Origin of the sequence: Actinokineospora inagensis DSM 44258 (assembly GCF_000482865.1) — a bacterium.
GTDB lineage: Bacteria > Actinomycetota > Actinomycetes > Mycobacteriales > Pseudonocardiaceae > Actinokineospora > Actinokineospora inagensis.
Map to the genome: position 1 here is coordinate 1 of NZ_AXWW01000055.1, position 18,691 is coordinate 18,691.

Consider the following 18,691-nt stretch of genomic DNA (forward strand, 5'->3'; position numbering starts at 1 on the left):
TAGCCCCGCAGACGACCGGCTTGTTCCAGCTTCCGCGGTTTCGGCCGGGCCCGCATCACCCTCGCGCGTTTGCGCGCCACCCACGCCCGATAAGCGATACGACCACCATTACGGGCCACCTCGCGAGCGACCACCGAATGATGCCTACCCAACACCCTCCCGATAAACCGAAAAGACCGCCCGGCTCGCAACTCCCGCGAGATCGTCTCCCGCTCGTCAAACCCCAACACCACACGACACGCCACAGAAACGATCTCCGATCACTCGACCACGAAGATCATCCCACACCCGGCGCATCGACCCCTTGAGGTCAAGCACCCTTCGCCCGTCTTTGGTCACCACCCGGACTTACGCATTACTCGTCTAGCCGCCGATACCCCTGGCGGCCCCTCATTGATCGAGCCGCCCTCGACGCAGCGCAACACAGTGAGGTGCTTCGAAGTTTCCGGACAGGGGACCAAGTAGAATTGGGTTCTCTGGAAGGGGAAGATGGTGGCGCGATCAAGGAGGAGTTTCTCTCGGGAGTATCGGGAGGAGGCGGCGAAGTTGGTGATCGAGACCGGGCGTCCGATCGCGCAGGTGGCGAAAGAATTGGGTGTCGGCGAGGTCAGTCTGGGGAAGTGGGTCAAGGACTATCGCGCGGCTCATGACGGCGAGGAATCGCCGTTGGATGTGTCGGAGCGGGCGAGGTTGCGGGAGTTGGAGCGGGAAGCGCGTGATCTGCGGTTGGAGAACGAGTTCCTGAAAAAAGCTGCCGCGTACTTTGCCAAGGATCATCGGTGAGCGACCGGTTCGAGTTCATCGACGCACAGCACGCTGGTACCGGTATGGGCGCGGACGTCTCGGGATCGTTGCCGGTGACACGGATGTGCCGGATTCTCGATGTCTCCCGGTCGGGGTTCTACGAGTGGAGAGCTCGTCCGGTGTCGGCCACCGCAGCGCGCCGTGGGGAACTCTCGCGTTTGGTTGTCGGTTTTTTCGAGGCGTCCGATGGCACCTATGGCTATCGGCGGATCCATGCCGATCTCGTCGCCGAAGGCGTGGAGTGTGGGCCGGAGTTGGTGCGTCAGATCATGCGGGAGCTGGGGCTTCGTCCGTGTCAGCCTCGGCCGTGGCGGTTCACCCTCACCGCGGGCGACGACCAGGCCCACGACATCCCCGACCTGGTCGGACGAGATTTCACCGCCGTCGAACCCGGCCGGAAAGCGGTGGGTGACATCACCTATATTCCGACCGATGAGGGGTGGCTTTATCTCGCGACGGTCATCGACTGTCACACCAGGGCAGTCACCGGTTGGGCGATGGGCGACAACTACAAGACACCGTTGATCGAGACGGCCATCCATCGCGCCGCCCGGAACGGCCATCTCGCCGACAACGCCATATTCCACTCCGATCGCGGCAGCAACTACACCTCTGCCACGTTCGCCGCCACTCTGAGTTCCCTACGAATCCGACACTCCGTCGGGCGTACCGGTGTCTGTTACGACAACGCCCTCGCGGAATCGTTCTTCGCCACTCTCAAAAACGAGCTCGTTCACCGCACCCGATACCCGACCCGCGAACACGCCCGACGAGACATTGCCCGCTATATCGAACTCCGCTACAATTCACGGCGGCGACACTCCGCACTCGGATACCGCACGCCACGGGAAGTGCGCCACGCATACCACGCTCGAAAGTCAGCGGTCTCGACCGTTGTTTAGCCGCTTTCCGGAAACTTCGAGGCACCCCAGCCTTTTTCACCCTGTTGTGATCTCGTAATTCTGGAGGACGTGGATAGCTTTGGCGATTCGCCCGACCCGGCGTGGGCAGCAGCGGAGTTTGCGCAGGATGCGCCAGGTTTTGAGTTGGGCGTGGGCGCGTTCGCCCGGTCCGCGCAGGCGTGCGTGGGCGCGGTTGGCGTCCTTCTGGGACTCGGGCTTGTTCCGGCCCTTGTAGGGGGTGATCACGTGCCGGCCGGTGGGGTCGTAGCCGTGGTAGCCCTTGTCGGGCGATGAGTCCGGCTTGGCGCAGGGCGGCGAGGATGGTCCAGACGCGGGCCGTGGCGGTGTCGTGGGTGCTGCCGGGTAAATCGCCCGACACCCACAGGATGTCACCGTCGGGTGAGGCGACGACATGCAGATTCATCCCGTGGATCTTATGTTTGCCGGAGTAGAGGGGCCGGTCTGCGGCGATCCGGTCGATCGGGATCGGCGTGCCGTCGACAGTCACGTAGGCGTGGCCTCGGCGCTTGGCCGCCCGTAACGCCGCGCGCAGCTTCGGCGCCCGCCGGGCGAGCAGCTCGACGGTCTCGTTGACGTAGCGCCAACAGGTCGTGGTCGACACGCCGAACCCAGCGCCGACCTCGGCGAACGACTCACCTTTGCGCAGGTGGACCAGCACCAGCAAAGCCTGGCGGCCAGGATCGAGCTTGCGCCACACCGACCCCAACTCCTTCCGGTGGGCACGGATCACACCGGACACGAAGGTCAGGGTCCTATGTGACAACGGCAACGTGGCACGGTAGAACAACATATGAAGCCCTTGGGATGGACGTGGGTCTTGGTCGATTGAGGTCCTACCGAGGGCTTCGCCTCGTTCCCGGCACCGACACGCTGACGATCAACACCCGCACCACCCCAAACCCTCACCCGCCAACACATCCAGACCAGGATGAAAAGGCTCATTGATCCAGGCCTTCACCCCGGTACCGACTGGCTCGCTCAACGGAGTCGTGAACTGTCGCATTGTCGTCCACCCACCCAGTGTCGCCCTGGGACCCGTCTGAAGAGGGTTGTCACAAGCGGCGACGCAACCAGCGGCGAAACAGGCTGCCCGTCAAGCCCAGTAGAAGAAAGAAGATCACCGCCCGCCACAGGTCGCCCGTATCGCCCTCCTGGGCAGAATACGCACCCTCGCCGTAGAGGAAAAAGGCCACATCCGCGGCGAGAACAACCAAGGTCGCCCAGCCCGCCCAAGAGCGATTTCCACCGTAGTTGTGGCGGACAGAGAGCTTGCCAGGGCCCTGGTTGGCGTACACGGTGCCGCCGGTCTGCGCCTTGTTGTGCTGGTGCGACTGGTTGGGTGGGTGGTGCATGGTTCTCGGCCTCCGCTAGCGACGCCGGGACGGTGTGGGTCCCGCCTCTGTGATCTGGATGGTCTGGTCTCCATGGCCCTGGTTGGCGAAGATCCTGCCATCGCCGTTCACCACGTTGCTCTGCGAGATGGACGACGCGATCCCGGTCTGGGCCGCCCGCGCGCCTCGGGGTGGCGTCGTCGGGTCGATGTGTCCAATCAAGCCCTCGAGGTCGGAGGTAAACGTCTGGCGCCGGATCGGCCAGTAGGAGGTCCAGTGCAGCTGGCCAATGTCGGAGGGCAGCTCCTCGGGTTCCGGGAACTTGGCGTCGTCGAGGAGGACTGGGACGACGGGTATCCCACGCTCGAACGCCATGCGCAATTCAGCCCGGACCCAATCATGCGGGTCCGCGAGGCGGCGCCGCCCAGCAGAGTCCCTGACGTTCAGCCATTCCGGACCGAGCACGGCCAGCACGGTATCCGCCCGTTCCAGCGCGCGCCGGATCCGCGGTGGGTAGACCGAGCCGGGAGGCAGCGAGTCGCCGTCGCGGAAGACGTTCTCCCCACCGAAGTGCTGAGCCAGTCGGGTTGTGATCGCTATAGTCGCATGGATGCTGTCGTCGACCCGGTAGTTGACGAAGACCTTGCACATGCCGCATCCACCTCTCAATCATTGGTTCGTCCGCTGCAATCAGATCAGAAACGTCCCTGCCGGGGGCAGGACAAGAAGGCGACAAGTTTGTCCGGCTCACGGCAGCCTGCCGGTGACGCAGAGGGCGTGCAGGACCTTACGGATCCCATTGCGGACTACCGCCTCGCGCACGACCCGGTATCCCGCGCCGTAAGTCTTGTCCGGATTGGTCGCCATGGCCTCGCGCAGCCGCGGGGGCAGGGCACCCGGCTGCTTCTTCAGCCACGCCGAGGCGAACACCTCGCACAGGCCCTCCACCAGGACCGGGTGTGTGACCGCAGCGCCGCGCTCGATCAGCCAGGCGTGGCCGATCTCGTGCGCGACCGTCTGACCGAAGTGGACGGCGGTCAGCCCGCTGAGCACCTCGATGCCGATGACCTCGCCGGTTTCCTTGAAGCTGTGCGTCAAACCGGTCGGGGACGCACCATCGATGGTCGGCATGGTGTCGACCAGCGTAACCCGCACGCGGCGGTCGAGGCTGACACCCAACGCAGCCATGTCGGCCCGCACCCCCGGGATGTGCCGCCTGGCCTGCTCCTGAGTGTCGACGGCGCCGACCGAGCAGGTCGGGCAGCGCGGCCGCCTGCGGAACGGTTCGTACCAACCGGGTCCCGGCGGGCGTGGGCGGCCGCACAAGGAGCACCGGCTCGCCGCCCCGTGCGCGACGCAGGTGCGCTCGTCCTGCATCGAGACCTCGTAGGGACCGAGGGGCAGCCTGCCGCACCACGCGCACTCAGGTCTGGCCATCGGACCCAGCCTGCACCCACTGCCTGGTCGTTGGGTCGCGCACCCATCCGGACGTAGTCACCACTGGGGCCGAGATCCTCGCCGCCCGCGTGGTGGGGGCGCCAGCGCCGAGCAGTTCTGTGAAGTACAGACCCCAGTCACGGGCGGTGGGGCGGCGACGCGGCGACGCGCCTATGGCGTCCGCCAGCAGCCGGTAGCCGCGCCCGTCTAGCACGCCACGGACGTGGTCCGGGTCGCGGTAGAGCGACGCGCCGTTGCCAGGGCACAGGGTGCGCAGCACAAGCAGACCGAACTTGTAGAGGTCGGTCGACTGGCTCAGGGTCCGCTCCGGCGGATCCCAGTCCGGGGCGTTGAGCTGGGCGAGGACCGCCGCGTCCCCCCTAATCCGGATAGCGTCGCAGTCCACCAGCCGCACCGACGGGCCCGCGTTGAGCCGAAACACGGCGTTCTTGGCGTTGATGTCGCCGATGACGAAGTTATTGGTGTGCAACAGATGCATGACGCCAGCGAAGTCGCGGCACAGAGCCAGGCGCGCCTTCCGACCTGGCACCGGCATGCCCAGCCTGCGGGCGCGCTCCGGGTCGACAAACAGGTGCTGGAACTCGCACAGCGAGCGGTCCGCTGCGCCGCTGGGCAGGTACCGGGTGTGGAAGTAGTCGTCCGGGATGAGCGGCATCAGCACCCCGCACACCGCGCCGCCGTCCTGCACCGTCCGCACCGGCCACGCGGTGCGGACGTCGAGGCGGTCGCGGGTGGGCAGGTCCATCCGCAACCGCCGCAGGACCAGGGCGTGCAACCCGGCAGGCGGCTCCTGGCCCGGTCGGTAGTGCTTGAACACCAGCGGCCCGGCCACGTCCGGCAGTCGCACCGAGGGGACCGCGTAGACCTTGGCCTGCCCGCCCGAGCCGAGCAACGGCCCCAGGGTGCCCAGCGCGACCCTCGGCACCGCCATCTCGGTCACGACCGGGCCGTCGGCCAGACCGCGACGACGGTGCGGTCGTCGTCGAACGTCCGCCTGTGGAAACCGACCTGGCCGACAAACGCGACATCGTGTGGCGGTTCGCGCCAGGCCTCGGCGAGAAACTGCCCTACCGCGCCGGTGCCCGCGTGCAGCGGATCCCCGACGCCGTCGGTCATCAGCACTAACGCCTGTCCCGGGCGCACGCGGGCGCGCAGCGGGACGCGGGGGCGCTGCGCGAGCTTCGGCAGCGCCTCCACGGCCGAGGTGGCGATGTCCGCGTCCGCGTTCTTCACTGCGGACATCGGGTGCCATCCGTCCTCGGCAAGTACCCACGCCGAACTGTCGCCGACCATGACCACATACACGTCGAGTACCTCGTCGGCCAAGTCAACCACTGCGTAGGTGGCGGTGGTCCCCATCCAGCCGACCACTTCCTCGGCAGGCATCCCCTCGCCACTGGGCAACCGCTTGCGCGCGAAGGCGACGATGTGGCCTGCTACCTCCCGGAGCGTGTGGTCCCAGTCGAGGTCGACGGGCGCGCGGTGGGTCAGTTCGTTCACCAGCAGCGTCACCCCGGTACGGGCCGCCACCTCGGCGGCCTGGTGCGACCGGGAACCAGCCGAGATGCCATCGGCCACGCACAGCACGAGGTAGCGGCCGTCGGGGGTGACCTGGTAGCCGTACTCGTCCTGCCTCGTCCTGCCGAAGCTACGGTGCGACAGACCGCGCACGCTGGCCGCCCGCAGGACCGCCAACGGCGCGGTGTCCGGGCCGACGAGCGTGAATCCGTCGAACACCGAGTCGCGCCGGTGCCAGTTCTCCCGGTCGGGCAGCGGAACCACCCCGCTCGCCGCCCGGCCGGGGTCACCGACGGAATACGCGGTGAAGGCACCCATGGCCTCCGATGGCGTGACCGAAACCGCAGGGGGCAGCATGGGCCCACCAGTCTCCGTCGGTGCGGCGCGCTCGGTGAACTCGATGGGTGCGGCGGGCTCCGTGGGAGCATTGCCCTCGATCGGTGCAGCGCGCTCGGTGGTCTTCGGGGGGTCGGCCAGCGGCGAGTCGTTGACCATCGTGCCACGGCTTACCACGGGCTCGTGGTCGTCGTACACCGGGGCGACCGCCGCGTGCCTCGGCGCACTCGCGTCGACGTACGCAAGCCGGTCGAGCGGGCGCGTCCGATCGTCGGGCCCGACGTGCCTCGGTTGCCCGGTCTCCGGTGCCCGCCGGTCCGTCCCGGGCGCGCCGGGCCCATGCAGCTCCAGGCCCGGCAGGCCCTGCGCGGCGCGGGTGTCCGGCTGCGCCAGCCGCCAGGTGGCCTGCAGGCCGGGCCCAAAGTCGTGCGGCCAGGTCTGCGGGTTACGGTGCGGATCGCGCTGGTCGGGGTGCGGGGAGGTTCCGCCCGGCTCGCTCATCACACGAAGTCGTCGTCGGCGGTGTACGAGGACAGGCCGGGCGGCAGGTCGTCGCCCGAGGGCAAGATGATGCCGGAGTCGCCCCTGGTCATGCTCTCGCCGGAGGCCAGCACGCTGCTGATCAGCACCTCGGCCATGCCCGCGATCGCGGCCGCGGCGTCGCTGTCCTTGCTCTGCAGGAACATCCGCATGGGCTTGCCGCCCCCGGTCGGGTGAATCAGCTGCTGCAGCGTCCTCGGGTCGGCGTCGTCGACCCCGAACGGCACAAAGTTCGGGTACATGGAGAACCCGGTCCTGCTCACCTTGTCGAAGGTGGTGAGGTCGGCGAACGCGGACTGCCACGCGCTGTCCTGGTCGGTGGGCACGCCGTCACTGATGAAGAACACAGCGGGCCGGTGCACCAGGAAGCCGTCGGCCTTGAGCTGCTTGACATTCGACTCGATCTCGGTGCGCAGCAACCGAAAAGCCGAGACGAACGAGGTCCCTCCGCGCAGCGTGAGCGACGGCAACTGCACGCCGTCGTCGAGGATGTCGCAGAGCGGCAGCCGCACCCGGGCGTCGTCGGAGAAGTCGATGACGCTGAAGCGCACCTTGTCGGCGAGGATCGGCGCCTTCGCCACCGCGTCCAGCACGGCGGGCATGATCTGATTCGCGGTGTCGAGCTTGACCCCGGACATGGAGTACGACACGTCGATCACCACGTAGAACGGCAGCAGCTTGCCCTGCTCGCTGGTGTCCATGGCACTGCCTTTCAGTCAGTTGGCTCAGGTCGATCAGAAGGTGAGGAGTGGGCCGGACCGGAGCCGTTGCGCGGGACGCTGTCGTTGCTGTGGAGCACGGGGATCGGCACGGTCGACTCTGCGGCGTTCGGGAAGGCGAGCAGGCGGGTCAGCGGCAGGGTGACCGCTCCCGGCCGTCCTCCTGACTGGGTCTGTCCTGGGGTGCCCCCTGGTCTGGTGTTCGCGTGCTGGCACGCGCCGCCCAAGCCGACGTGCTGGGCGCCGACGACGGCGCCGGGCTGGGCCCCGGTGGTCCCGGGCCGCACGGCGAGCGGGCCGACGTGCCTGCGGTACCACTCGTCGAGTTGTTCATCGGCGCGCAGCTTGGCGACCTCGGCCCAGGTGCGGATGGCGTCCATGGAGATCTGGCCCTGGCGGGTCACCAGCTCGTCCATGGCGTCCTGGCTCGCCTTCACCTTCGCGTCGGTCTGCTGCTTGGCCAACAGCACGACCGCGTCGGCGTCGTCCTTATCGATCTGGCGCCTAGCCGCGGAGTCCAGCTGGTCTTTGTTGTCGATTTCTTCGTCGTGGCGGGCGAGCACGAGGTCATAGACTGTCCGCTTGCCGATCATGGTCAGCAGCTTGCCGACCACCGGGAGCACCTCGATCAGGAAGAACAGCAGCGACAGCGCCCACTTGGCGGCCGAAGCGGTGGCGTGGCCGTCGGTTATCCGGTCCAACGCCTCCAACCGGGCGAGCAGGCCCGTGTTGCCGCCCTCGGCGTCGAGCGCCTGGCCAGTCGCCTGGCGCTTGCGCTCCTCGGCCGCAGCGAGGTCGGACTGGACAGCACCGAGCTTCTTCTCGGCGTCGGTGGCCGCAGCGGAGGCGCTCTGCTGGATCCGCGACGTCGCCACCTGCGTGGCGTTGTCCAGCTTGCGCTTCGCGTCGTCGCGCACGGCGATGGCCTGGTCGGCGGCGGCGCGGGCGGTCAGGTAGGCCTCGCCAATTCCGGGGCGGCCGGTGCCACAGCCGCCGTTCAGCTCACACTGGGCCGCGCGCTCCGCGTCGAGGTATGTGGCCTGTGCCTTGTCGTACACGGCCTGCGCGGCCACCACGTCCTGGTCGGCGGAGACGGCACCCGTGCCCCGGCCCGCGATCGCATCCTGCAGCTGTTTCTCCTGCGCCTGCAGGGCATCAATCTGCTTGTATGCCTCATTGAGCTTGACCTGCACCTGCGTGACGGCCTCTGCGCGCATGGTCTGCAGTTCGGCGTTGATCTCGGGCTGGAAGATCTGCAGCGTCAGCGGAGTGGCGACCACGGTGCCGATGACCGCCGCCATCAGGATCCTGGGCACCGCCACCCCGACCGCCCGCCAGCCGGTGGTGTTGTTGAGGGTGACCACCAGCATCCGGTCCAGGTTCAGGATGATCACGAACCAGATCAGCCCGCTGATCAACGCGATCCACCACGGAAGGTCGAGCGTGGACGCCAGCGCGAAGAACGCGGCCACCCCGGCGAGGCCAGCCGTGCTGAGCAGGACACCACCCATGACAGCGTGCTTGGTGAGGTCACCTGGAGCCTTCGCCAGGATCTCGGGTCGGGCGCCCGCCAAGACGGCGAGCGGGCGGCGCAGGCTCATGCCTTTCCCTCTGGTTCGGTGAACAGTCCGGCGCCAAGCGCGGGACCGCCGAGGAGCAGGTCGGTCAGGTCGAAGGGGAACGAAGTGCTGGCGAGGTCGGGCCAGGCGAACGGCCGCGGCGCCCCGGTTGGCGCGGCTGAGGGCATGGCGGGCAACACCAGCTCCGGCATCCGCGGGCCGGTGTATTCCGGGAGCGCAACGGGTGCCCCCTGCACCACGGGCAGCATGGGCAACGCCACCGGCACCGGCTCGATCCGCGGCGGCGGGATGACCGCCACCGGCCCGACCTGCGCCGACGCCTCACCGAGCCCGTTGGCGGCGACCACGTCGATCCGCGCGACGCTGCGATCCAACCACAGTTCCTCGACACCACCCCCGGCCCGCGCATCGATGGACGTCGTCCGCCCATCGACCACCACGTCGAGCGTCCGCGCGTCATCCGCGCCCCAGTGCAGCAGGACCGGCTGGCCCCGTACGACGAACCCTCGGTCGAGCCGCACCTCGGTCAGCACCGGCGGGTCGACTGGCTCACCTAGCAGCTTGCTGAAGTACCGCCACCACTCCTCGGCGGTCGGCTGCTCCTGATGAGCGCGGCTGGAGTCGATCGCCTTGGTCAGCAGCCCCATCCCCTCGGCGTCCAGCACCCCGGCGGCCCCCGCGGGGTCGCGCCGGACCGAGGACTGGGCGCCGGGTGCCAGCGACCGCAGCACGTACAACCCCAACTTGTACCGATCGGTGTACAACCCCAGCGGCCCGCCGCCGGGCGGATCCCAATCGGGCGCGTTGAGCTGCGCGCTCAGCACCGCGCCGCTGGGCCGCACGCCGTCGCAGTCGATGAACAGCACCGAGGGGCGGCCGTCGAGTCGATAGAGTTCGTTGCGCGCGTTGATGTCACCGAAGATGACCCGCAACTTCCGGTGGTAGAAGTCCAACAAATGAGCGAAATCGCGGCACACGCCCAAACGCTGTTCCCAGGTGGGAACCTGTCGCCCGACAACCCGGCCGCCCAACCGTGCGGGATCGATGAAAAGAAATCCCACCTCGCGGATCGACCATTCCATCGCCTTGGACACATGCGACGTCACCCGATCACCAAACTGGACCGGGATCCGTCGCATCAGCACACCGACCGGAACGCCACCGCTCTCAACCACCCGCAGCGGCCACGTGGTCCGCTCGTCGAGAAAGTCCCGATCCGCCTCGGCCAACCTGGCGCGCAGCGCCACGAGCCGCCGGAGGTCATCTGACCGATCTTGCGGGGCCCTGTACTTCTTGTACACCAACGGTCCCGGTGCATCAGCCAGCCGCACCCCAGGTGCGTCGTGGACAGTGGCCTCGCCGCCGCGACCGAGCTGATCGCCCAACCCGCCGATGTCGGCCAACTCGACGGATAATGGAACGGTGGTGGCCGGTCCGGTCACCGACATTCACCTCTCTCACTGATGGTCACCCGGGCTGATCGCCCCAGAGCACCCCTGGCACTTGCCAGGAACATCGGCCCGGATCATGAACTGTTACCCGGCGCGAAAGTTGACACCTTTGTGTCCAGTCGGCAGGTGTCGAGGTCAGACGAAGTCGTCCTCGTCGTATGCCTGTCTCGATGCCGACCCGATCGTGACGAACGCCGTGGCGAGCATGTCGTACAACCTGGTCAGCACAGCCCCCTCTCGACCGCGGACCGCCTCGGCCAGGTCCGAGATGAACGGCGGGTGGGCGACTTTCCGCAGAAGGTCCGAGGGCGGCCGCGACGACCGCATCGTCGGCAGTCAGTCCACCGCACGGCTCCGTCGAGTGCAGGGCCGCCGACAGGTCGGCGAGCTGGCGGACCATGCGGAGAGCCAAGTCGCGGTTCTCGGCCACGGCCCGAGCCGTGGCGACGTGAAGTCGAGTGCGTTCCATCAGGCCTCCGATTCCACCGTGGAATAGCCAAGGCGTCGGTTCCGGCTGGAGACTGACCTCCTGTTTCCGGGTACACTTTGACCCACCCACGAGCATCGTGAGGCGTTGAACGTATAGGATTGGGCGGAAATCCGCCGGTTTGTGTAATCGCGGTCGCCAGGCTGCACGACTTGGCCACCGCCGTTGCCGAAGCCCAGTCGCTGCAGGAGAGCCTACTGGTGGACGCCGCCGCCACCAGGGACGAGGTCGTGGCAGCTATGAGCAAGGCGACCTGGGCCCACTTCGCCTGCCACGCCATCACCGACCCGGCCTAGCCCGCAGCGGGCGGACTGGTCCTGCACGACCACAACGTGCTCCTACCGGAATCGGCGGACTGCACCTACCGGACGCCGAACTCGCCTCCTGTCCGGCTGCTCCACGCCAACCACGGCACCGCCACGCCGACGAAGGGGTCTGCCCCACCTCGCACCCGCCTTCCACCTGGCGGGCTTTCGCCACGTCTTCGCCACCCCTCTGGCCCCTCCACGACACGACCGGCTCCACAACCGCCCGCGCCTTCTACGACCAACTCCCGGACAGCCCCACCGCCACCGACGCGGCCACCATCTGCACCACCTCACCCGCGAACTCCGCGACACCGACCCTCAACACCCAGAGCGCTGGGCAGCCCTCATCCACAGCGGCCCACAGACCCCCTTGCTCGAACCGGCACGCTTCCTGGCAACCCGCCCCGAGCGATGGCCCGGCTGGTAGCGAACTCACCGCGAGCTCGCACATCCTCGATGTGGCCGTGTGCCTGGGCCTCGAACCAGCCGACCCGATGCACAACCTGTACCCGCAGCTCGTGCGCTGCCATCCAGGCGGTGCCGGTTCGAATCGCCCACCACGAACCTGCACCACTTCATACTCCCCGATGCGCAGGTCGCAGCCATGATCGCCGAGGTGCAGGTTCGAGCCCTGCCAGGGGCACACACAACACGGGCAAGATCGACAAGTGACCGTCTGGTGCTCGAAGACATCTATCAGGTGTGAGTGCCAGACGGTCGCTGTCGTTGGTCGACCTGCATCGCGTTCATCGCTCCTACAGACGTGAAGCGGACCGACCGCCCAGTTGGGCCGCACTTCGCCTTCAGTTCGGAATCGGTCTGGTCGCCAGGCCGACGTCTGATGACCAGACCTCCCTCATCTAGCGGCGGTCGCTGCCCCCGACTCTCGACGTCGGCCGTCGCGTTCCGCTTTCGTTCGGCTCGGAGCGCGCCGTCGCTTGCGACGTTCCCGGCGAGGTCGCACGCCTGCTGTTTGATGGCACAGACGGCCGCGGTCAAACCTGGCAGTAGGTGAAGCCGCGATACGTCTCTGAGAGCCCGCTCGCGTTCGTCGTGAGCAGCTCCGCGTGATACTCCGATGAAGGGGACGCGCAGCAACTCGGCCACCGGCTACGTGTCGAGGTCGCCGACGCGACCGGCGACTGGGACGCGATACTCGCCGACGCGCGCCGGGGTCTGCTGCACCGTTAGGTGACATCTGAGTTGGCTTGCCGTGATGGTGAGCTGGGAGGGTGTCGTTGTGCCAAGCCCTGCCCCTAGGAGTTCCGCGACGATGTCGTGCGGGTCGCTCGTGACCGAGAGCCCGGTGTGACGGTCGAGCAGATCGCGAAGCACTTCTGGGTCCACCCGATGACGCTGTTCAAGTGGCTGCGCCAAGCCGACACTGACGAGGGCATCAGACCGGGTGTGACCAGCAACGACTCGGCTAAGCTTCGCGAGGCCCGCAAGCGGATCAAGCTGCTGGAGCAGGAGAACGAAGTCCTGCGCCGCGCGACGGTGCATCTGTCTCAGGCGAACCTGCGGAAAAGGCTCTACCCGCTCGTGACGGAGCCGGCTGCGGACGGGATTTCCGTCGCGGTGACGTGCCGGGTACTCGACATCGCTCGACAGCCGTACCACCGATGGCGTGCCCGGCCGGTCACCGAGACAGAACTCGAGCAGGCCCATCGGGCAAACGCGTTGTTCGACGCTCACCGCGACGACCCGGAGTTCGGCTACCGGTTCCTCGCCGACGGGGCCCGCGACGCCGGTCGATGGCGGATCAGACCGCGTGGCGGATCTGCTCGTCGATGGGCTGGTGGAGTGCCTTCGGCAAGAGGCGCGGCCGCAACGGAAAGAAGACCGGTCCGCCGGTCCACGGCGACCTGGTCCGGCGCGACTTCACCGCTACCGCGGCGAACCGGCTGTGGCTGGCCGACATCACCGAACACCACACCACCGAAGGAAAGCTGTATCTCTGCGCGATCAAGGACGCCTACTTCAACCGGATCGTCGGCCACTCCATCACCGCGCCCGATCATCAGTCCAATCCCTCGGCACATACAACTCCCGGTCGATCAACGCCCGACCACGCGCAGACGCATACACCAGAAACACACCGATCCGCGAATTCTCGATCCGGCCCGCCGTCTCCGAATACCGCCGTTCGACCCCGCCGACTTCGTCCCCTTCTTCACAAATCCCGTCTCCTCGACAACCAACACCCCATCAACCGGATCGGCCAGCACCTCCACCACCGCCGACCGCAGATCATCCCGCACACCGTCGGTGTCCCAGGCATAGGAATTCAGCAACCGCTACATCCGCTCCGGACCCGCCTCACCCACCACCTCAGCCAGAGTCCACCCATTCCTCCGCTCCGCCTCAGACAGCAAACCCCTGATATACCACCGCATCTGACGCCGAGACTCCACCCGGGGAAACCTGGACGCAAACCCGCCCACGAACGCCTCGAACCAGCCGACCACGACCGCACACCCTCAACCAACATCAAGATCAACTACCATGTCGGCACACGACATCACAACCTGTCGTTGTCGTACTAAGGGCTCGTAGCACTATGAGTGGGTCTTGAGGCGGCGCCAGGCGATGATGCTGCAGCCGATGGTCAGGAATGCTTCATGGATGTCTGCGCGGACTTCCTGGCGGATGCGGAGTCGTCAAAACCGGTGCAGCAGGGTGAACGCGCCTTCGACGACCCAGCGGTACACGCGGGGCCGGAGCCGTGTTCGACGCCGCGGCGGGCGATGACCGGCTCGATCCCTTTAGCGCGGACCAGATCGCGGTACTTGTCGTGGTCGTAGGCGCGGTCGGCGTAGATGCGCTCCGGCGCTGCCGCGGCCGCCCGCGCCTGCCCCGCACGGGTGCACTGCGTCGATCAGCGGCATCAGTTGGGTGGCGTCATTGCGGTTGCCGCCGGTCAGGATGGCCAGCAAGTGGGCTGCCGGTGCCGTCGGTGATCACATGGTGCTTGGAGCCGGTCCGTGCCCAGTCTACCGGGCTGGGACCGGTCTTGAGCCCACCTTAGCGCCCGAACATGAGAACCATCGACCGCCGCGCGTGAAATCCAGCAGACCGGCGGCGTTCAACTCGGCCAGCAGCACCTCGTGCAGCCGCTGCCACACGTCGGCTTCGTGCCAGTCCTCAACCGACGCCAGCACGTCATGCCCGACCCGTAGCCCATCTCCTGCGGGAACTCCCACCGAATCCCGGTGTAGAGCACCAACAAGATCCCGCACAACGCCTTAAGGTCGTCCAAACGCTTGCGCCCCGGACACCGAAACCGGCGCTCCACCCGCCGGCAACAGCGGCTCAATCTGCTTCCATAGCCTGTCATCGACCTCCCACGGCCGCCGCTGCGCCACCCAAAGCCACCTTCCAGAAGATCAGCAATGCAGCGAGATCAAACCGAATCCAAGATCATTCTGTTACGAGCCCTAAGGGGTTTGCGGGCGTTTCGGCCAGGGTAATGGTGGGGCGCCGTGGTGGTTTCTTGATTGGACACAGAGATAGTCGACCTTCGCGTAGGCCTCAAAGTGGGGGAAGTCCACGTCCGGTTGGAACCACGGCTTCATCTTCGCCTCGAAGTGCCGGATGACCGGATTGGCGAGGAGTCTGTCGCCGACGGCGCCATTCCCTTCGGGCAGTCCCCAGAAGTTGAATGTGTTCCAGCGGCCATCGAGGAACTGAATGTCGCCGGCGAGTACCGCGTTGAGAGCTTCCTGCTCGAAACAGGCGACGCGGTCGAAGTAGGTGTTGAGATAGTGCAGTGCGCGCTCAGTCACCGATAACTCGCGCCAGCGGGTGAAGTCCGCGAGGATGACGCCGCTGTTGACGTACGGGGCGTCGCCGTCAAGGCCCAGTTCACGCCACATCTGCACGCCGTAGTGGTCGCCGATGGTCGGGATGTGGGGGTCCACGACCGCGCCGATCGGGTGGCCGCCCAGGTCGTGGTCGCGGAGTGCGCGCAATGAGCCTAGAACGAGCGTGTCCGCGTCGAGCAGCACCGCGCGACAAATCTCGTCGTCGACGAGCAGCGGCGCGAGCAGGCACGCGTATACGGTGCGATTGAGGTGGCCGCCGATCGTGGGGCCGTAGCACGAATGCGGCGGGAGTCCCAGCAGCGAGTCGATCGGCATGTCGATGAACTCTACCGAGTGGTGGCGCAGATCCCACGAGGCGGCGAGCGCGGATTTGACCTCTTCGCCGATTCCGATGGTGATTACCGTGGCCGCGATGACATCGTCCGGATCCGCGTTATCGAGCAGCGATCGAATGCAAACGCTCAACGGTCGCGCATAGTTCTCATCAATGAAGAACATGACGCTGATCGGGTTATGTAGTTGTACACCAACAGCCAACAGATTGACCTCCAAAAAGAGAAAACGCACACCGCGAGGGCTGTCGACCACTCGCGGTGTGCGTTCGGCAGATCAGTGCGGCATGGTCTCAGAGACCAGCGCCGCCACGGCGCGGAAACCGGCCTCGATCGATCGCGGGTCGCCGCCGCCGCCCTGGGCGACGGCCGCCGAGCCGCCGCCGCGGCCGCCGGTGGCCGCGGCGAACCTCTCGAGCAACGAGGCCGCGGACAGCCCCGCCTTGACACCGGGCTTGTTGACCGCGCACACGCAGGTGATCTGGCCGTCCGACAACGAGGTGAACAGGACGACGGCAGGCGCGTCGGTGATCCCGTTCGCGGTCTTGACCGTCACCGTGCGGACATCGCCCGCCTGCTGGTCGCTCGGGAGGGCAGTGGTCAGCACCCGGGCGCCGTGCACGGTCTCCGCGCAGTCGACGAGTGCGCTCGCCTCGGCGGCCAGCCGGGCGGACCGAATCTGGACGAGTTCCTTCTCGACCGCCCGCAGGCGCTGGACCAGACCCGAGACGCGGTCGACCAACTCCCCTGACGACACCTTGAGCAGCGACGAGAGGTTGCTGACGAGGCTGCGCTCGTTGGCGAGGAAGCGCACCGCGTCGATTCCGACGTGCCCCTCGAGGCGACGCACGCCCGCACCGACCGAGGAGTCACCGGTCAGGGTCACGATCCCGATCTGCGACGTGTGCTCCACGTGAGTGCCACCGCACAGTTCCCGAGACCACGCGCCACCCATCTCGACGACGCGGACGGAGGTGGAATCGTAGGTCTCGCCGAACAGCGCCAGCGCGCCCAGCTCACGGGCCCGCCCGAGCGTCATGTACTCGACCGTGACGGGCAGGTCCCGCCGCAGGGCGGCGTTGGCCGACTCCTCGACTCCGCGGAGGTCGAGCCCGTCCAGGGCCCGGGACCACGCGAAGTCGAGCCGAAGGTAACCGGGCTTGTTGTAGGAACCGCTCTGCAGCGCGGTCGGGCCGAGCACCTCCCGCAGCGCGGCGTGCACGACGTGGGTGCCGGAGTGCGCCTGCCGCGCGGCGAGCCGCCACTCGGGATCGACCAGCGTCCGCGCCGCCAAGCCCGCCGTCAGCTCCCCGGACTCGACCTGGACCCGGTGCACGACGAGCTCTTTCAGCGCCTTCTGAGCGTCGAGGACGCGCAACCGCGCGTCGCCCAACTCGATGACGCCCTCGTCGGCGACCTGGCCACCGGACTCGGCGTAGAACGAGGTGCGGTCTAGGACGACCTCGACGATCTCGCCCGGGGTGGCCACCCGGACCAGCTCACCGTCCTTGATCACGCCGAGCACCTTGGCATCGGCTTCCAACGACTCGTACCCGACGAACTGCGTCGGACCGAAGTCGCGGTAGACCGACATGTCGGCGCCACCCGACTTGCGCGCGCGTGCGTCGTCCTTGGCCCGCTGGCGCTGCTCGGTCATCAGCCTGCGGAACTCGCTCTCATCCACGGTGAGGCCGTGTTCGGCGGCGATCTCCACGGTGAGGTCGATCGGGAACCCGTAGGTGTCGTGCAGCGTGAAGGCTTCCTTACCGGGCAGGCTGCCGCCGCGCTCCTTGGTCTGGCGGACCGCGAGGTCCAGGATCGTGGTCCCGGAGCTCAGCGTGCGCAGGAACGCGTCCTCCTCGCCGTAGGCGATCATCGCGATGCGGTCGTAGTCCGTGTCGAGCTCGGGGTAGGACGGAGACATGGCGTCGCGCGAGATCGGCAGCAGCTCGGGGAACACCGGGCCGGTAATGCCAACGAGGCGCGCGGCGCGGATGGCCCGCCGCATGATCCGGCGCAGCACGTAGCCACGGCCCTCGTTGCCGGGGCTGATCCCGTCACCGATCAGCATGAGCGCGGTCCGCACGTGGTCGGCGATGACCCGGAACTGCACATCGGTCTGCGCCTGGGCGGAGTGGTCCGACGTGCCGGACCCGCTGTACACGCGGTCGCTCAGCTCGGTCGCCCGGCGGAGCACCGGGTAGGTCTCGTCGATCTCGTACAGGTTGTCGACGCCCTGCAGCAGCGTCGCCATCCGCTCGACGCCCAGGCCGGTATCGATGTTGTTGTGCGGGAGCTTGCCGACGAGCTGGTAATCCGACTTGGTCTGGCCGGGCCCGCGGATGCTGGTCATGAAGACGAGGTTCCAGAACTCCATGTAGCGGTCCTCATCGACCTCAGGGCCGCCCTCGGCGCCGAACGCAGGACCCCGGTCGTAGAACAACTCGCTCGACGGCCCGCACGGACCGGGAATGCCCATGGACCAGAGATTGTCCTCCATGCCCCGGCGCTGGATCCGCTCCTTCGGCACCCCGATCTTGTGGTGCCACAGGTCGTACGCCTCGTCGTCGGTCTCGAACACGGTCGGCCAGATCCGCTCCGGGTCGAGGCCGAACCCACCTTCCTCGACCGGCGATGTCGACAGCTCCCAGGCCATCGCGATCGCTTCCTCGCGGAAGTAGTCGCCGAAGCAGAAGTTCCCGGCCATCTGGAAGAACGTGCCGTGCCGGGTGGTCTTGCCGACCTCTTCGATGTCGATGGTCCGGACGCACTTCTGCACACTGGTCGCGCGCACCCACGGCGGATCGATGTCACCGCTGTAATAGGGGACGAACTGCACCATGCCGGAGTTGACCACCAGCAGGTTCGGATCGTCGAACGGAAGCGGGACGCCCGGTACGACGTCGTGACCGTACTTCACGAAGTGGTTCACGAATCGATTGCGAACCTCAGCGGCCTTCATCGTTCTGCCCCTTAGGCTGTGTGTACCCCGGCACGAAAGACATCCGGTTACACGTCCCGACGGCTTCGTGTCCGCGCGCTTGGTCGCGCGGTGTCACACATAGTACTTGGCTGCCGAC

At 67.2% G+C, this 18,691-nt stretch carries 15 protein-coding genes and 4 pseudogenes; 3 read left to right on the forward strand and 16 right to left on the reverse strand.

Going from position 1 to position 18,691, the window contains the following annotated elements; all coding sequences use genetic code 11:
* Positions 1 to 245: helix-turn-helix domain-containing protein (locus tag H504_RS41425; protein ID WP_342668789.1), on the reverse strand; the 245-nt coding region annotated here is incomplete at its 3' end.
* A 247-nt stretch (positions 246 to 492) separates the two neighbouring features.
* Here H504_RS41425 and H504_RS0120385 point away from each other — a divergent pair.
* Positions 493 to 1,706 (forward strand): IS3 family transposase gene (locus H504_RS0120385; RefSeq protein ID WP_157440531.1). Its coding sequence is split into 2 segments (ribosomal slippage): positions 493 to 745 and positions 745 to 1,706, totalling 1,215 coding nucleotides; the frame shifts between segments, so codons are not numbered across the junction.
* 36 nt (positions 1,707 to 1,742) lie between these two features.
* Here the strand turns inward: H504_RS0120385 and H504_RS40315 are convergent.
* From H504_RS40315 to H504_RS0120435, 10 genes and pseudogenes are all read right to left on the reverse strand, one after another.
* Positions 1,743 to 2,517 (reverse strand): annotated as a pseudogene (locus H504_RS40315) (transposase family protein).
* A 262-nt stretch (positions 2,518 to 2,779) separates the two neighbouring features.
* Positions 2,780 to 3,079: a hypothetical protein gene (locus H504_RS0120390; protein ID WP_026424282.1), complete on the reverse strand. Its 300-nt coding sequence runs from the start codon at positions 3,077 to 3,079 to the stop codon at positions 2,780 to 2,782.
* A gap of 15 nt (positions 3,080 to 3,094) precedes the next feature.
* Positions 3,095 to 3,709, reverse strand: coding sequence for a toll/interleukin-1 receptor domain-containing protein (locus H504_RS36110; RefSeq protein ID WP_051386074.1), 615 nt, complete (start codon positions 3,707 to 3,709; stop codon positions 3,095 to 3,097).
* A 96-nt stretch (positions 3,710 to 3,805) separates the two neighbouring features.
* On the reverse strand, positions 3,806 to 4,495 hold the full coding sequence (locus H504_RS0120400; RefSeq protein WP_084467936.1) for a protein DA1: 690 nt from the start codon (positions 4,493 to 4,495) through the stop codon (positions 3,806 to 3,808).
* Positions 4,482 to 5,456: a hypothetical protein gene (locus H504_RS0120410; RefSeq protein WP_026424284.1), complete on the reverse strand. Its 975-nt coding sequence runs from the start codon at positions 5,454 to 5,456 to the stop codon at positions 4,482 to 4,484. Before H504_RS0120410 ends, H504_RS0120400 begins: the two co-directional genes overlap by 14 nt.
* The gene (locus H504_RS0120415; RefSeq protein WP_026424285.1) at positions 5,453 to 6,871 is read right to left on the reverse strand and encodes a protein phosphatase 2C domain-containing protein; all 1,419 of its coding nucleotides are present in this window, start codon (positions 6,869 to 6,871) and stop codon (positions 5,453 to 5,455) included. The genes H504_RS0120410 and H504_RS0120415 overlap by 4 nt, the downstream gene beginning before the upstream one ends.
* Positions 6,871 to 7,611: a vWA domain-containing protein gene (locus H504_RS0120420; protein ID WP_035305090.1), complete on the reverse strand. Its 741-nt coding sequence runs from the start codon at positions 7,609 to 7,611 to the stop codon at positions 6,871 to 6,873. The genes H504_RS0120415 and H504_RS0120420 overlap by 1 nt, the downstream gene beginning before the upstream one ends.
* A gap of 11 nt (positions 7,612 to 7,622) precedes the next feature.
* The gene (locus H504_RS36115; protein ID WP_051386075.1) at positions 7,623 to 9,230 is read right to left on the reverse strand and encodes a DUF4407 domain-containing protein; all 1,608 of its coding nucleotides are present in this window, start codon (positions 9,228 to 9,230) and stop codon (positions 7,623 to 7,625) included.
* Positions 9,227 to 10,651 (reverse strand): hypothetical protein, encoded by a 1,425-nt coding sequence (locus tag H504_RS0120430; protein WP_026424287.1) that lies wholly within the window; start codon positions 10,649 to 10,651, stop codon positions 9,227 to 9,229. The genes H504_RS36115 and H504_RS0120430 overlap by 4 nt, the downstream gene beginning before the upstream one ends.
* A 144-nt stretch (positions 10,652 to 10,795) precedes the next feature.
* Positions 10,796 to 10,987 carry a hypothetical protein gene (locus H504_RS0120435; RefSeq protein WP_026424288.1) on the reverse strand — a complete coding sequence of 64 codons (192 nt, stop codon included), beginning with the start codon at positions 10,985 to 10,987 and terminating at the stop codon, positions 10,796 to 10,798.
* Between the two features lie 312 nt (positions 10,988 to 11,299).
* Between H504_RS0120435 and H504_RS41430 the strand changes: the two genes are divergently transcribed.
* Together H504_RS41430 and H504_RS44080 are read left to right on the forward strand one after the other, a co-directional pair.
* Positions 11,300 to 11,443 carry a hypothetical protein gene (locus tag H504_RS41430; protein WP_157440532.1) on the forward strand — a complete coding sequence of 48 codons (144 nt, stop codon included), beginning with the start codon at positions 11,300 to 11,302 and terminating at the stop codon, positions 11,441 to 11,443.
* A gap of 1,320 nt (positions 11,444 to 12,763) precedes the next feature.
* Positions 12,764 to 12,883, forward strand: a pseudogene (locus H504_RS44080) (transposase); the annotation flags it as partial.
* A 334-nt stretch (positions 12,884 to 13,217) separates the two neighbouring features.
* On the opposite strand, the gene H504_RS43245 reads toward H504_RS44080, so the two are convergent.
* From H504_RS43245 to alaS, 5 genes and pseudogenes are all read right to left on the reverse strand, one after another.
* A complete protein-coding gene (locus H504_RS43245) occupies positions 13,218 to 13,376 on the reverse strand; it encodes a hypothetical protein (protein ID WP_245614380.1) in 159 nt (52 codons plus the stop codon).
* Positions 13,377 to 13,462: 86 nt separating this feature from the next.
* Positions 13,463 to 13,899, reverse strand: a pseudogene (locus H504_RS43250) (IS701 family transposase); the annotation flags it as partial.
* 114 nt (positions 13,900 to 14,013) lie between these two features.
* Positions 14,014 to 14,820, reverse strand: a pseudogene (locus H504_RS40335) (IS5 family transposase).
* A 72-nt stretch (positions 14,821 to 14,892) separates the two neighbouring features.
* Positions 14,893 to 15,867, reverse strand: a complete 975-nt coding sequence (locus H504_RS0120470; protein WP_157440533.1) for a glycosyltransferase family 8 protein — start codon at positions 15,865 to 15,867, stop codon at positions 14,893 to 14,895.
* A 21-nt stretch (positions 15,868 to 15,888) separates the two neighbouring features.
* Entirely contained in the window at positions 15,889 to 18,573 is a 2,685-nt protein-coding gene (gene alaS, locus H504_RS0120475) for an alanine--tRNA ligase (RefSeq protein WP_026424291.1), read from the reverse strand.
* Positions 18,574 to 18,691 lie beyond the last annotated feature (118 nt).

Bases quoted from the DNA above. Each gene is read 5' to 3' on its own strand.
- H504_RS43245 (WP_245614380.1), bottom strand. From the start codon at position 13,376: ATGTCGGCCAGCCACAGCCGGTTCGCCGCGGTAGCGGTGAAGTCGCGC.
- alaS (WP_026424291.1), bottom strand. From the start codon at position 18,573: ATGAAGGCCGCTGAGGTTCGCAATCGATTCGTGAACCACTTCGTGAAG.
- H504_RS0120420 (WP_035305090.1), bottom strand. From the start codon at position 7,611: ATGGACACCAGCGAGCAGGGCAAGCTGCTGCCGTTCTACGTGGTGATC.
- H504_RS36110 (WP_051386074.1), bottom strand. From the start codon at position 3,709: ATGTGCAAGGTCTTCGTCAACTACCGGGTCGACGACAGCATCCATGCG.
- H504_RS0120400 (WP_084467936.1), bottom strand. From the start codon at position 4,495: ATGGCCAGACCTGAGTGCGCGTGGTGCGGCAGGCTGCCCCTCGGTCCC.
- H504_RS0120415 (WP_026424285.1), bottom strand. From the start codon at position 6,871: ATGAGCGAGCCGGGCGGAACCTCCCCGCACCCCGACCAGCGCGATCCG.
- H504_RS0120390 (WP_026424282.1), bottom strand. From the start codon at position 3,079: ATGCACCACCCACCCAACCAGTCGCACCAGCACAACAAGGCGCAGACC.
- H504_RS0120435 (WP_026424288.1), bottom strand. From the start codon at position 10,987: ATGCGGTCGTCGCGGCCGCCCTCGGACCTTCTGCGGAAAGTCGCCCAC.
- H504_RS36115 (WP_051386075.1), bottom strand. From the start codon at position 9,230: ATGAGCCTGCGCCGCCCGCTCGCCGTCTTGGCGGGCGCCCGACCCGAG.